Annotated in this window: 14 protein-coding genes; 8 read left to right on the forward strand and 6 right to left on the reverse strand. The window is 63.3% G+C overall.

The annotated features are described in order from the left end of the window. The first annotated feature begins 47 nt into the window (after positions 1–47). The 6 genes from bamA (at position 48) to AC1DRD_RS07480 (ending at position 5,244) form a co-directional block, all read left to right on the forward strand. Entirely contained in the window at positions 48–2,852 is a 2,805-nt protein-coding gene (gene bamA / locus AC1DRD_RS07455; protein WP_478040893.1) for an outer membrane protein assembly factor BamA, read from the forward strand. After that, positions 2,852–3,538: an OmpH family outer membrane protein gene (locus AC1DRD_RS07460; protein ID WP_478030109.1), complete on the forward strand. Its 687-nt coding sequence runs from the start codon at positions 2,852–2,854 to the stop codon at positions 3,536–3,538. Before bamA ends, AC1DRD_RS07460 begins: the two co-directional genes overlap by 1 nt. Next, entirely contained in the window at positions 3,535–4,017 is a 483-nt protein-coding gene (fabZ, locus tag AC1DRD_RS07465) for a 3-hydroxyacyl-ACP dehydratase FabZ (RefSeq protein ID WP_478030110.1), read from the forward strand. The genes AC1DRD_RS07460 and fabZ overlap by 4 nt, the downstream gene beginning before the upstream one ends. A gap of 131 nt (positions 4,018–4,148) precedes the next feature. After that, positions 4,149–4,379, forward strand: a complete 231-nt coding sequence (gene rpmE / locus AC1DRD_RS07470) for a 50S ribosomal protein L31 (RefSeq protein ID WP_066806082.1) — start codon at positions 4,149–4,151, stop codon at positions 4,377–4,379. A 126-nt stretch (positions 4,380–4,505) separates the two neighbouring features. Next, positions 4,506–4,841, forward strand: coding sequence for a PilZ domain-containing protein (locus AC1DRD_RS07475; RefSeq protein WP_478040894.1), 336 nt, complete (start codon positions 4,506–4,508; stop codon positions 4,839–4,841). Between the two features lie 91 nt (positions 4,842–4,932). Beyond that, positions 4,933–5,244 carry a hypothetical protein gene (locus AC1DRD_RS07480; protein ID WP_478040895.1) on the forward strand — a complete coding sequence of 104 codons (312 nt, stop codon included), beginning with the start codon at positions 4,933–4,935 and terminating at the stop codon, positions 5,242–5,244. Here AC1DRD_RS07480 and AC1DRD_RS07485 read toward each other — a convergent pair. Next, a complete protein-coding gene (locus AC1DRD_RS07485) occupies positions 5,234–6,124 on the reverse strand; it encodes a LysR family transcriptional regulator (protein ID WP_478040896.1) in 891 nt (296 codons plus the stop codon). The genes AC1DRD_RS07480 and AC1DRD_RS07485 overlap by 11 nt on opposite strands. A 103-nt stretch (positions 6,125–6,227) precedes the next feature. Between AC1DRD_RS07485 and AC1DRD_RS07490 the strand changes: the two genes are divergently transcribed. Then, a complete protein-coding gene (locus AC1DRD_RS07490) occupies positions 6,228–7,112 on the forward strand; it encodes an SDR family oxidoreductase (protein ID WP_478040897.1) in 885 nt (294 codons plus the stop codon). Positions 7,113–7,360: 248 nt separating this feature from the next. Here AC1DRD_RS07490 and AC1DRD_RS07495 read toward each other — a convergent pair whose 3' ends face one another. Together AC1DRD_RS07495 and AC1DRD_RS07500 are read right to left on the reverse strand one after the other, a co-directional pair. Next, positions 7,361–8,209, reverse strand: coding sequence for an SDR family NAD(P)-dependent oxidoreductase (locus AC1DRD_RS07495; protein WP_478040898.1), 849 nt, complete (start codon positions 8,207–8,209; stop codon positions 7,361–7,363). 61 nt (positions 8,210–8,270) lie between these two features. Beyond that, positions 8,271–9,188, reverse strand: a complete 918-nt coding sequence (locus AC1DRD_RS07500) for an oxidoreductase (RefSeq protein ID WP_478040899.1) — start codon at positions 9,186–9,188, stop codon at positions 8,271–8,273. Between the two features lie 272 nt (positions 9,189–9,460). Here AC1DRD_RS07500 and AC1DRD_RS07505 point away from each other — a divergent pair, with 272 nt between their 5' ends. Then, entirely contained in the window at positions 9,461–10,039 is a 579-nt protein-coding gene (locus AC1DRD_RS07505; RefSeq protein WP_478030117.1) for a TetR/AcrR family transcriptional regulator, read from the forward strand. A 238-nt stretch (positions 10,040–10,277) separates the two neighbouring features. On the opposite strand, the gene AC1DRD_RS07510 is transcribed toward AC1DRD_RS07505, so the two are convergent. The 3 genes from AC1DRD_RS07510 to AC1DRD_RS07520 form a co-directional block, all read right to left on the reverse strand. Then, entirely contained in the window at positions 10,278–10,748 is a 471-nt protein-coding gene (locus AC1DRD_RS07510; protein WP_478040900.1) for a DoxX family protein, read from the reverse strand. An 87-nt stretch (positions 10,749–10,835) separates the two neighbouring features. Continuing rightward, positions 10,836–12,377, reverse strand: a complete 1,542-nt coding sequence (locus AC1DRD_RS07515) for an amidase (RefSeq protein ID WP_478040901.1) — start codon at positions 12,375–12,377, stop codon at positions 10,836–10,838. A 212-nt stretch (positions 12,378–12,589) separates the two neighbouring features. Then, on the reverse strand, positions 12,590–13,069 hold the full coding sequence (locus tag AC1DRD_RS07520) for a hypothetical protein (RefSeq protein WP_478040902.1): 480 nt from the start codon (positions 13,067–13,069) through the stop codon (positions 12,590–12,592). Positions 13,070–13,138: the final 69 nt, after the last annotated feature.

The following is a 13,138-nucleotide window of genomic DNA, read 5'->3' on the forward strand; positions in this document are numbered from 1 at the left end:
GGCGCGCCCGTAAATCACGCGACGGCAATGTCTCCGGCTGGGGTGGAATGGTGAAAGTTATCAATACGTCGAAGTTCGGAACGCGCGCCGTGACGGTGTTGCTCGCGGGAACAATGCTCTCGGGGGTCCCGGTGGCAGCTGCCGCCCAGACCGCCGCTGCGCCCGCCGCTCCCACACCCGCCGCTGCGGCACCGCAGACTGCTCCTGCCACGCCGCAGACCGCGCCCGCTGCGCCGACGTCGCCGGCTGTGGCGCCGCAGCGCGTCATCCGCTCTCTCCGCGTCGAGGGCTCGCAACGGATCGAGCCGGAAACGGTGCTGTCCTACACCAAGCTGCGCGTCGGCCAGGCCTATACCAACGAAACGCTCGATCAGGCGCTGCGCGACCTGCTCGCCAGCGATCTGTTTGCCGACGTGTCGATCGCCGGTGTCGAAACCGGCGAGATCGCGATCCGCATTCGCGAGAATCCGATCATCAACCGCGTGATCCTGGAGGGTAACAAGACTCTCAAGTCGGACAAGATCACCAAGGAAATCAAGCTCGCCCCGCGCCAGATCTTCACCCGCACCGCGGTGCGTCAGGACGTCGCGCGGATCGTCGAGCTCTATCGTCGCCAGGGCCGCTTCGCCGCGCGGATCGAGCCCAAGATGGTCAGCCTGGACCAGAACCGCGTCGACGTCGTGTTCGAGATCGATGAGGGACCCAAGAGCAAGGTCCGCGCGATCAACATCATCGGCAACAACGTCTTCTCCGATGGCAAACTGCGCGAGCAGATGGTCACCAAACAGGCGCGGCTGACCCGCTTCATGTCGTCCAACACCTCATACGACCAGGATCGCCTGGCCTATGACCAGCAGAAACTGCGCCAATTCTACCTGACCCAGGGTTACGCCGATTTCCGCGTGACCTCGGCGGTGGCCGAGCTGACCCCGGACAAGAAGAACTTCATCATCACTTATGTGGTGGAAGAAGGTCCGCGCTATAAGTTCGGCAACGTCACGGTCGACAGCGATATCCGCGATTTCGACGACAACAAGCTGGCCACAGGCCTGGGGATCAACAAGGGCGATTGGTACAATGCCAAGCGCGTCGAGGATTCGGTCGACCGGCTGAACGAGACCGCCGGGCTGTTCGGCTATGCGTTCACCGACGTGAACCCGGAGTTCAACCGCGACCCCGACAAGCTGACCATGTCGATCAACTTCCACATCGCGGAAGCCAAAAGATCGTACATCGAAAAGATCGACATTACCGGCAACCGCAATACCCAGGACAAGGTGGTGCGCCGCGAAATCCGCCTGGCGGAAGGCGATGCGTTCAACAGTTTCCAGGTCAAGCGCTCGCAGGATCGCATCAACAGCCTGGGCTTCTTCCAGGACAAGTTCGAAATCAAGCAGGAGCAGGGTTCTGCTCCCGACCGCGTCGTGCTCAACGCGAATGTCGAGGAAAAGGCGACCGGCGAATTGTCGCTGTCGGCGGGCTATTCGAGCCTCGAGCGGTTCATCATCCAGGCCGGAATCACGCAACGCAATTTCCGCGGCAAGGGCCAGGAACTGCGCGCCAATGTCGATTATTCGGTCTATTCGAAGTCGGTCTCGCTGGGCTTTACCGAGCCGTATCTGTTCAACAAGAACGTCGCCGTCGGCGTCGACCTCTTCCGCCGCGACTATAACTCGTTCAACTATCTCGGCGACCAGCGTCAGACGACCTATTCGCAGGTTTCGACCGGCTTCCAGGTGCGTACCGGCGTGCCGATCACCGAATATTGGTCGCTGTCGGCGCGCTACGGCCTGACCTATGATGAAGTCGGACTCGACAAGTCGACTTATTATTCGGACACGAACGCGGACGGTATTCCGGATACCTGCGATCCGCTCAAGGCGGGGCGTTATTTGTGCGACGCGATCGGCAACCGCTTGTCGTCCGTTCTCGGCTATTCATTGGTCTATGACAGTCTCAACAGCCGTCTGAGGCCGACCGCGGGCAAGCGCCTGGTGCTGAGCCAGGACTTCGCTGGGCTCGGCGGCGACGTGCGCTATGTCCGGTCGCGCATCGAAGCGTCGAAATACGTGAACCTCGGCCATAACTGGATTTTCTCGATCAGTGGCGAAGCCGGCTACATCGCCAGCCTGGAAAAGAGCCGTGGCGCCGGTATCGACAAGGTGCGCATCACCGATCGTTTCTATCTCGGCGAGCCGCAGATCCGTGGGTTCGACATTCGCGGCGTCGGTCCGCGTGTCCGTCGTATCAATTACCTCAATACGACCGACGCGAACGGCGTCGTCACCGCCCAGACACTTGATCCCGACAAGAAGAATTATATCGACGACGCCTTGGGTGGTCGGGCCTATTATCTCGTGCGGTTCGAGCTTCAGCCTCCGCTTTCGGGCGGCGTGCGCGAGCTGGGGCTTCGTCCGTCGATCTTCCTCGACGTGGGCGCCGTCTGGGGCGTAACCAAGCCGCAGCTGACGACATTCCCGTCCCATGTCGATGCCAGTGGGAAAACAATCTACGACCCGATCGTTACACCGGTGCGCAACGGCTCGGGCCAGTTGCTCTATAGCTACACCGATTCCACCGGCACACCCGTGTCGACGACCTGCGCGACCGGTATTCCCGATGCGAGCGGCAATTGCGTCGGCGGCACCGCCAACAACGCACTGACCACCTCGGCCGGACCGTTCCTCGAGCAGTTCCTCGGCGACACGCCGCGGCCGCGCGTCTCGATCGGCTTCGGGGTCAATTGGAATTCGCCCTTCGGGCCACTTCGCATCGACATCGCCAAGGCGCTTCTGCACTCGCCTGGCGACGATACAAAACTCATCACATTCAACGTAGGGACCCAATTCTGATGAATAGCATGACCAAATATCTCGGCATCGGCGCAGTGGCGCTGACGACCGGCCTGGCGCTGGCGCCCGCCGCGTCGGCGCAGTCCGTCGCCGTCGCCGACCCGCAGACCGCGATCCTGAAGACGGCGGCGTTCACCAATGCGATCGGCCAGATCAAGACCACCTACAAGACCGGGCTCGATCAGGCCGAAGCGATCCGCAAGGAGCTCGCGCCGCTGGAGCAGGCGTTCGACGCCAACAAGGATGGCCAGCTCGACGAATCCGAGCTCGCCAAGCTGCGCGCCTCGCCCAATTTCGCCTCGATCCAGCAGAAGGAACAGCAGGCTTCGACGGCGGAAATGCCTGCCCTGCGCGCCCGCGCTTACGCGATCGAACAGATCTCGGCCAAGTTCCAGCAGGCCTATGCCACGGTCAAGACGACCAAGCGCGTCAGTCTGGTGATCCGTCCGGAAGCGGCGCTCGATTTCGACGCCAATGCCGACATCACCGACGACATCACCGCCGAGCTCAACAAACTGGTGACCACGGTCAGCATCACCCCGCCGGCCAATTGGCAGCCGGGCGGCAACCCCGCGGGTGCCCCGGCGGCGCCGCGCGGCAATCCGCCAGCGGGCGTCCCTGGTGGCGCGCTGCCGCCGGCACCGACGCCCGCACCGTCGACCGGCAAGAAGCCGTCCGGACGGTGAGCGAAGAGGCGACGGCAGCCGCTTCCATCGGTCCGCTCGATATCGGGCGGGTGATGGCGGCGCTGCCGCACCGTTACCCGATGCTATTGGTCGACCGTGTCGAGGAATTGATCCTCGACCGGTCGATCGCGGCGATCAAGGCGGTGACGATCAACGAAAGCTTCTTCCAGGGTCATTTCCCTGGACGTCCGATCATGCCCGGCGTGCTGATCGTCGAGGCGCTGGCGCAAGCGGCCGGCGTGCTGGCGGTCGAGAGTCTGGGCCTCGCGGGCTCGGGCAAGCTGGTCTATTTCATGGCGATCGACGAAGCCAAGTTCCGCAAGCCGGTTGAACCCGGCGTGCTGCTTCGGCTGGAAGTCGATTTCGTTCAGAAGCGCTCGTCGGTGTGTAAATTTGCGGGCCGGGCGCTGATTGATGGGCAATTGGCCGCGCAGGCGAACTTCACCGCGATGATCGCCGATCCACCAGCGGCGGCCTGACGCACCGGCCCCATGCGCCGCATATTATTGAGGGCATTTTCCGAGATAGTTGCGTCGCGCGGCACCCTCTGCTAGGCGCCGCGGCTTCGCTGCCGGTCGGAAACCGGCGGCTTTCAAAAGGATTTCGCGACGTGAAGAAAGACGCTCATCCCGATTACCACATGATCAAGGTCCAGATGACCGACGGCACCGTGTACGAAACGCGCTCCACCTGGGGCAAGGAAGGCGACACGATGACGCTCGAAATCGATCCCTTGTCGCACCCGGCCTGGACCGGCGGCCGCGGCCAGATGCTCGATGCGGGCGGTCAGGTGGCGCGCTTCAACAAGCGTTTCGGCGGGCTCTCGCTCACGAAGAAGTAAGCCGCGCCGCTTCGGCGGCTGCGTGACGTTCGACGCCGCGTTCCCTGCTGGGAGCGCGGCGTTCGCGTGTCGGGAGGGGGGCGTCCTTAACGCTGTCTTAGGCATCGCGTGCCTAGACTTTCCGTCATGGAAGCCAGGCAGATCAATATTTCGGCGGAATTCGAACCTGCGGTGATGAACCGCCGGCGGTCGCCGCGCGCACCCGTGTCGCTGGACGCCAAGCTGGGCAGGAGTGGGCTCGACCGGACATTGTGCCGCGTGACCGATTTGTCGCCCGAAGGCGCGCGCATCTCGACCTATTCGGCGCTCAAGAAGGACAGCGTGATCTGGCTGACTCTGCCCGGTGCCGGACAGATCGCGGCGACGGTCCGCTGGGCCGACGATTTCCAGGCGGGTTGCCTGTTCCACTGCACATTGCCCGACCATCTGTACGAAGCGCTGGTCGAGGTGGGCGCCGCCTGATCCGAAGGGCTGGGCCATCAAAAAGTAACCACGATGCGTTCTTGGTTAATGGAAGACGCTGAGAAATCTGATAAGTCGCTGAGATAATATCATGCGTCGCAAACCAGGCACCTCGCTCTACCATCCTCCCGCCCGCAAACCGACGGTGATGCGCCGCTATGGCGCGTTCGCCGGGATCGGGCTGCTGGTCGGAGCGGTAGCGGGACTCGGCCTGACCCAGATGCCCGTCGGCCAGGTCGCCGCCGTCACCTCAGCCGCCGACAAAGACTGTGTCCAGCTGCGCCGAGCCGATAGCGCGAAGCGCTGCGATGCGCGGCAATCGGCCAATCATTGCGCGCCCAAGCCGCGCTGCGATCAGGACCGCGGCGCTGATGAGCCGCGTCAACACACCGCTAATCGATAAACGCCGCCAACTCGTCGGGCGAGCCGCTGGGGAACGCCTTTTTCAGATACGCCAGGAACGCGGACACGCGCCCGCTTAATAGCCGGGCCGACGGATATAGCGCCCACAAGCTGGTCTCGGGCTCGTCGACATCGGCCCATGCCACCAGCCGGCCGGCCGCCAGGTCATGGCTCACCAGCGAAAGCGGCAGGCGGCCAGCACCGACGCCTTGTCGAACCGCGTCGCGGACCATCACCATCGACGAGAGCGACAGGATGGGATCGATCGCGATCGTCGACTGTCCGCTCGTCGTGATCACGTTCCAACAGCCCGTTAGATCGGCCGATCCACGCACGACGGCGCGAACCGCAGAACCGTCAATCGGCCGAACGAGCGCGGGTGCTGCCACGACGACCAGCCGGTCATGCAGGAAAGCCCGGCCGATCAGGCTCTCATCGGGTCGTGGGTTGACCCGTATGACCAGATCATAGCCTTCCTCGATCATGTCGACTGCGCGGTCCTCGGGTGTGACTTCCAGCCGCACCTGTGGATATTCGAGCACAAAGCCGGCGGCGAGCCTGCCCATCGCGATTTGCGAGAAGAGCGAAGGGGCGCTGATCCGCAGCCGGCCCCGGGGCGTGTCACCGCCCGCCGCTATCGCCGCCGCCGTCTCGTCGAGCTCGGTAAGCAGCCGCGCGGTCCGTTCGTGCAGCGCTCGTCCTTCTTCGGTGAGCTTGAGATCGCGCCCGCCGCGCTCGAACAACCGCACCCCCAGGCTGGCCTCCAATTCCGACACCCGTCGGGACAGGGTCGCCTTGGGGCGTAGCGCCGCCCGCGCGGCGCGTCCGAACCCGCCATGCCTGGCGACTAGGTTGAAATCGGCGAGCGCGAGAAGGTCCATGTGTTCCATCTACGAGACGGCGTGTCCAGATATAGCGTCTATTAGCTCAAGTGTGGATCACTAATTTCAGGGGCGTCAATCACGACATCTCAGGAGACACATCATGACCATTCTCGTTATCGGCGCGACCGGCCGCGTCGGGCGCCATGTCGTCGATCAACTCGTCCACCGTGGCATCGCCGTGCGCGTGCTCACCCGCGATCCGTCGAAGGCGGATGTCCCCGCCGGGGTGGAGGTCGTGCAGGGCGACCTGCTCGATATCGACGCGCTGCGCGAGGCCTTCACCGGCGTCGATGCATTTTTCCTGCTCAACGCGGTGACCGGCGATGAATTCACCCAGGCGCTCATCGCGCTCAACATCGCGCGCGAGATGGGTGTCGATCGACTCGTCTATCTGTCGGTGATCCATGCCGATCGGTTCGTGAACGTGCCGCACTTCGCGGTGAAATTCGGTGCCGAGCGGATGATCGAACAAATGGGCTTCAGCGCCACGATCCTGCGCCCGTCCTACTTCATCGACAATGAGCATATGAGCAAGGACGTCATTGTCGGCCACGGCGTCTATCCCATGCCGATCGGCGGCAAGGGTCTCGCCATGGTCGATGCGCGCGACATCGCAGAAGTCGCGGCGATCGAGCTTATCCGTCGTGCGCAGGCACCGGATAAGCTGCCGGTTGAGACGATCAATCTTGTCGGCCCCGACACGCTGACGGGTTCGGACGTGGCCGCCATCTGGTCGGACCTCCTCGGTCGCCCGATCGTCTATGGTGGCGATGACCCCAGCGCGTTCGAGCAGAATCTGGCGAGCTTCATGCCGAAATGGGCAGCCTATGAGATGCGCCTGATGGCCGAGCGCTTTGTCAGCGACGGCATGATCCCGGAAGCGGGTGACGTCGAGCGTCTTACCCGGTTGCTGGGTCGCCCGCTTCATTCCTATCGCGACTTCGCCGCGGCGCTCGCCGCCTCGGAAAAGGCAGCGATGGTCTGAGGCGTCGTTGAAGACGATCGGCGGGGCTGCTCTTGGAGAGCGGCCCCGTTGCGATCGAAACCTGCGCTGACGGGCCACGCTCGATGATGGTGAGCACTATGAAATCGTTATAACCGTCTGACGATTATATGGATACTCCGTGTTATGCGGCTATCGGCGGGTTTCGGCGCCTTTGGGGCTTAACGACGGCCATCTCGCTTTTTTGGTCGGCGCCTGCATTCCCCTCTATCCTCCGCGCGCCCATCGCATCAAAGGTCAAGGGCTTGTTTCCTGGGCTGGCCCTGGGCCGCGTTCGAAGCATCTTCCCAGGATTCCCAGGCGGCAAGACGCTCAGCATAGGCCGCGCGCGCCACTGGTAGCCCTTCGGTGCCAAGGAAGAAGCGCAGCGGCGGCTGTTCCGAATCCACCACCTTGAAAAGGGACGTCGAGGTCGCGGCAGGATCGCCGAAATTCGTGGTTGCTCCGCCGGCAAACACTTGTGCCCGCGTCTCCGCATAGGCTTCAATGCCCGTGGCGAGCCTCAGCGAGGATTGGCTCGAAAAGTCTGTCGCGTACGGACCGGGCTCCAGGAGCGTGACTTTGATGCCGAACTGCGCGACTTCCTTCGAAAGGCTCTCGTGGAGCGCTTCGAACGCCCACTTGGAGGCGTGATAGAAGCCTGTGATCGGCCCGGCATAGACCCCCGCGACGCTCGAGACGCCGATGATATGGCCGCCCTGCTGTGCACGCAGAAGCGGAAGGGCTGCCTGGATGACAGCGAGAGGGCCAAAGAGGTTGGTATCGAACTCGGCGCGAACCTCGGCCTCGCTCGCTTCCTCGATCGCGCCGACGAGCGCATAGCCGGCATTGTTCAAGACGATATCCAAACGGCCGAAATGCGCGTGAGCCTTTGCGATGACATCGGCAACCTGGTCGCGGTTAGTCACGTCCAGCGCCAGAAGCAGGACGGCGTCGCCGAACTCATCGGCGAGGGGCGCGATGTCGGCCAGCGATCGCGCGGTAGCAACGACCTTGTCACCCCGCTTGAGAGCGTCTTCAGCCCAGATGCGGCCAAATCCGCGTGAGGCGCCCGTAATGAACCAGACTTTCTCCGACATATGATCACCGTTTCCGTTTGAAGAGTAAGACGCGCGGCGCAATCCCACACCATGAGCAAAATCAGACCGCCGGGAGGCCGGGATCGATTTCCGTCATCGTCACCGAGACCTCCCACAGCCGCTTCGCGAGCGCTGGATCTTCGGCATGCGGCGCGCGCTTTGCTTCGCCGGCGACACCGCGAATTCCGCCAAAGCCGGTGGGACCGTAATATCCACCGGGCTTCACCTTGCCGGTCGCGGCCAGAAGCGCCGGCCACGCACCCTTGTCAGCGCTGTTGAGTAGCAGGCCGACGATCGGGCCTGCGATCTGGGCAAGTCCCATGTGACGACCAAGGCTCGTTGCGGCGATGCCCGGGTGGACGCCGATCGCAGTGACGGGCGACTTCGCCGCGCGCAGGCGACGATCCAGTTCGAAGAAGAACAGCGCACTCGCCAGCTTGCTGGCGCCGTAGCGTTCGGTCTTGATGTAGTTCTTGTCGGCGTTGAGGTCGCCCCAATCGATCCTGGCTTTCAGGTGCGAGATGCTCGACGTTACGACCACGCGCGATTCCGGCGTCTGCGCGAGCTTGGGCACCAGCAGATTGGTCAGCGCGAAGACACCGAGATGGTTGACGCCGAATTGCAATTCGAACCCCTGCTTGGTCCGCATCAACGGGGGATTCATGACGCCGGCATTGTTGATCAGGCTGTCGAGGCGCGGTTCTTTTCCAGCGATTTCGACTGCCGCTCGCACGGAGTCCAGATCGCCAAGATCGAGCGGCAGCCATGCCAGGTCGCTGGCGGGCGCGACCTTTCGGATCCGGGCGATCGCGTCTTCCCCCTTTGCTTGATCGCGGCAGCCAAGCAGAACACGTGCGCGCCGGGCGGCGAGGACACGCGCGATCTCGAAACCGACGCCGGCATTGGCGCCCGTAACGATGAAGGTCTTGCCGGACTGGTCCGGAACGTCGGTTTCGGTGAAGCCCTTAGATTTCGGCATGGTGGTTTCTTTCAAATGAAGGTGCAGATGGCTGCTTGGGGGTTCGATGGGTCGACCGTCCCGCAAGCCAGCTCTTCGTCGTATGCCCACAGCCCACGGGATCGGTCACGAATGGAGCGCACCTGGCCGCTTGCGGTGATACGTTTGCATGAAACGGTCGGTTCGATGGCCGGCCTCTGAACATCGGTCATTGTTTTGGCTGCACCCATGGATTAAGTGGAAAGCTGATCCGTTTATATATATTCGGAATAGCGTTCCGTTTATCAAGGCCTATGTCAGAAAAATTTTCACCCCGCGCACGAAAGCTGCGCACCGATGGTCTCCGCAATCGCGATCTGCTGCTCGAAGCGGCCAAGGCGGCGTTCGCGGAGATGGGCGTTGATGTACCGCCAGGCGATGTAGCGAAGCGCGCGGGTGTCGGCATCGGTACGCTCTATCGCCATTTCCCGACCCGAGATGCTCTCGTGGCAGGGGTTTATGCACGCGAAGTCGAACAACTGAGCGAGGCAGCCATTACGTTGCTCGAAAAGCATCCGGCCGATGAGGCTTTGGCGCTGTGGCTGGATCGGGTGATCGACTATGTGGCGGCAAAGCGAGTGATCGCCGACATATTGCGGGCCGATACACAAGGCGCACAACTCCACGGCAGCTCGGAGGCCACCTTGTCCGAAGCACTGCGTCGTCTGGTAGATGGGGCGCGGGCGGCGGGTACGATCCGCGCGGAAATCTGTTTTGAGGACGTTGCCCGTATGATGGCCGGCATCTGCAGCGGCAGCGATCAGCCAGATTGGGAAGGCAGCGCGCGGCGTCTGCTTGGCGTGATGATGGCGGGGCTGCAGGCAACGCCTTAGCCCTAATGCGCTGACAACGTTGCGGATCACCGTTTTAGAAACGACCAGACAGTCATCGTCCTGGCAGCAATGACGTTATATTCGACAGGAAAGCGGGAGTCGGCGTGCGCGTCGCCGTCCAGCCCTCCACATTCCTGCTGTTGAACAGAGGCGAACCGGCCTTTGGCGGATATTGGCCTCGCGAGCGAGGCGGCGGCGAAGCCTAGCGGAAGGAGCGCCGAGAATTCACCATGAGCAATCAGGCCCGGGCAGCGGCAAAGCGTCGGCGCCGCAACCATGCCATCGCCCAACGCGGATCCGGTGACCGGAGCGCCGCGAAGGAACCGTCGCCCGCTACCGCCTGAATGCCAAGAAGCGCCAGCCAGACGAGCGGCAGTTCGGCTCCAGCCTTGGTGAAAAAGAAGCCATTGCGTGTCATCCAAAAGTGAGCCGCGCCGAGCATCATCGGCATGGCATAGCCGGCGACATATCTGGTCAGGACGCCCGGGATCAGCAGCAGGGCGCCGGCAAGCTCTGCCGAAAGGACATAGGCAGGAACGAAGGACGGATATCCCGCCTTGAGCAGATTTCCCCACCAGGCATCGAGCCCGCCGGGCAAAATCGCGAACTTCCAATAGAGATGCGCAATAAAGAGTGACCCCAGGAGCAGTCGGAGCAGTAATGCCGCTCTGCCGGAGGCCGACGCGCCTCGCGCTGGTGCATTCCCCATGTTCCGCTCCCCGGCCGCGCATCCCCGCAGTCGCCAGATAGCGCTGTTGGACGACTATCCGCAACGCGTGGTGCGAGGCCAGATTGGCTAACTCGTTCGCAAGTTGGGTGGGCGCCTTCGCCATAAGGGCTCAGCCGCCTCGTATGCCGCGCCGAACTGTAACGACGTCATTTCCTGGTGGTTCGGAGCGATGATCTGGAGGCCGATCGGCAGGCCGGTGCGGCTGAACCCTGCCGGAACCGCCAGCGACGGCGTCCCCGCGAGCGTGACGAGACAGACGCCTTTCATCCATTCGTGATAGGTGCGCATCTGCTTGCCGGCGATTTCGGTCGGCCATGGCTGGGCGATGTCGAACGGAAAAAGCTGCGCGGTCGGCGCCACCAGCACGTCGAACTGCTCGAACAAGCGGCCGAACGCCGCGCTCCAGCCGGCGCGCACCGCCGAGGCTGCCTGGATATCGCTCGGGCTCAACCGGCTGGCGAGGTCGAGCTCGAACAGGGCCTGCGTATTGAGCTGCGCGCGTTTCGCCGGGTCGCGCGCAATATCGGCCAAGGGCGCTGCCGACTGCCAGGCCCTGAGCGTCACGAACGCCTGCCATGCCCTTTCGATGTCGAAGGCGGGCAGAGCTTCGCCAATGGTGCAGCCGATTGCCGCGAATCGACCCAGCGATGCGCGGCAAACCGCCAGAACTTCGGGTTCGGACGTGATGGCGCCGCCGAAATCGCCGAGCCAGCCGACGCGTTTCCCGCGGAGGTCGGCCTGCAGCGAGCCTGCGAACCGGGCGCCGCTGCTCTCCATCGACAGCGGCGCGCGCGGGTCATAGCCGGCCTGGACCGAGAGCAGCATCGCCAGATCGGATACCGTCCGCGCCATCGGCCCGGCGACGCCCATGGACGGCAGCCATGCGTCGGGGCCGTCCAGCGGCACCCGACCAAAGCTCGTCCGGAACCCGCACACATTGTTCCAGCCAGCGGGATTGCGCAGGCTGCCGCCATAATCGGATCCGTCGGCCAGCGGCAGCATCCGCAGAGCGAGCGCCACGGCGGCGCCACCGCTGCTGCCACCCGCGGAACGCGAAGGGTCGTAGGCGTTGTGCGTCGGGCCGAACACGCGGTTATAGGTATGCGAGCCCAAGCCGAATTCGGGCGCGTTGGTCTTGCCGATGAAGATGACCCCGGCAGCGCGAAGTCGCTCGGTCGGCAAATTGTCCCGTGTCGCGATCCGATCTCGGAACAGCGGCGAACCGCCGGCCGTGAACCGAAAACCCTTTAAGGACGCGAGGTCTTTGACGGCGTGGGGCAAACCGCATAGCAGCCCGACCGTCGCCCCGCTCGCCAGTTCGGCGTCCCTGACCCGCGCTGCGCGCAGCAGTTCTTCGGGCTCGCCCATCGACACGACGGCGTTGAACCTGCCGTTCGACAGGTCGATCTGGCGGAGGCAGGCTTGCATGACCTCGACACACGATACTTGCCTGGTTCGGATAAGCTTCAGGAGTGCCCGCGCCTCGAGCCCCATCAGTTCGGATGTTTGCGTGGCAGCTGCGGAACCGCCCGCGGCGGCCAAGGCGAACCCGCTTGCCGCCCAGCCGAGAACGGTCCGGCGGTCCGGAGTCGTGATCGATGATGACATTTCAGCCCCCGCCGGTTCCCATCCAGAATATAGCAGACCATGAAAATGGCAGCTTGCGCCATCTCTAAGTTCGACGTTCTTCGCGCCCGGTTGTCCGCGCGCCACTCGGTCAACGTAAAACGGCTTCTATCCGAATAGCTTCCGGCCATTCATCCGCCCTTCGCATCGGGCGTTGAAACGGGCTTATGGTGGAGGCTCGCCGGCGAGGGCGGTTACTGCCTGTCGAATACCAGCAGCTGCGCGAAAGCCTGACCCTTTCTGTTGGTGCCCTTGTCGGTGATGGTTAGCACCTTTCCGTCCCGCGAGACCGTCCGCACGGCAACGCCAACCGTTTTGCCGCCCCGTTTTTCCTCTGACCTGACGGTCCAGGCGTCGATGCGCACGGCGGTCAGCGTGTCGTAGCTTGCCGAGCCGAGCATCGGATAATCGTTCCCGTCATAGGCGTAGGCGTAGCTGACCTGCATCTTCTCGCCTTTGGCATCGACGCCCGTCCAGGTGACGGCAACCCCTTCCGGCGTGGCCTGATATGTCCGGACCTGGCTCTGCCATCCCGGACCGGGGGTGAATTGTGACTTCGCCACGTTCAGCCGCCACGTCCCCAGGACCGGATCGTCGGCGGACGCCGCGTGCGCCGACGACAGCGATAGCCCGACAATGAATCCGACGATGATCGCTAGAAGACGTTTGCTCACGGTGTTTCTCCTCCAAGCCAGCGACTGATTGCAGGGGGGGGCGGATGCCCTATCGGGCTATTGTGGGTA

The sequence above is a fragment of the Sphingomonas sp. P4_G2 genome (assembly GCF_056401155.1).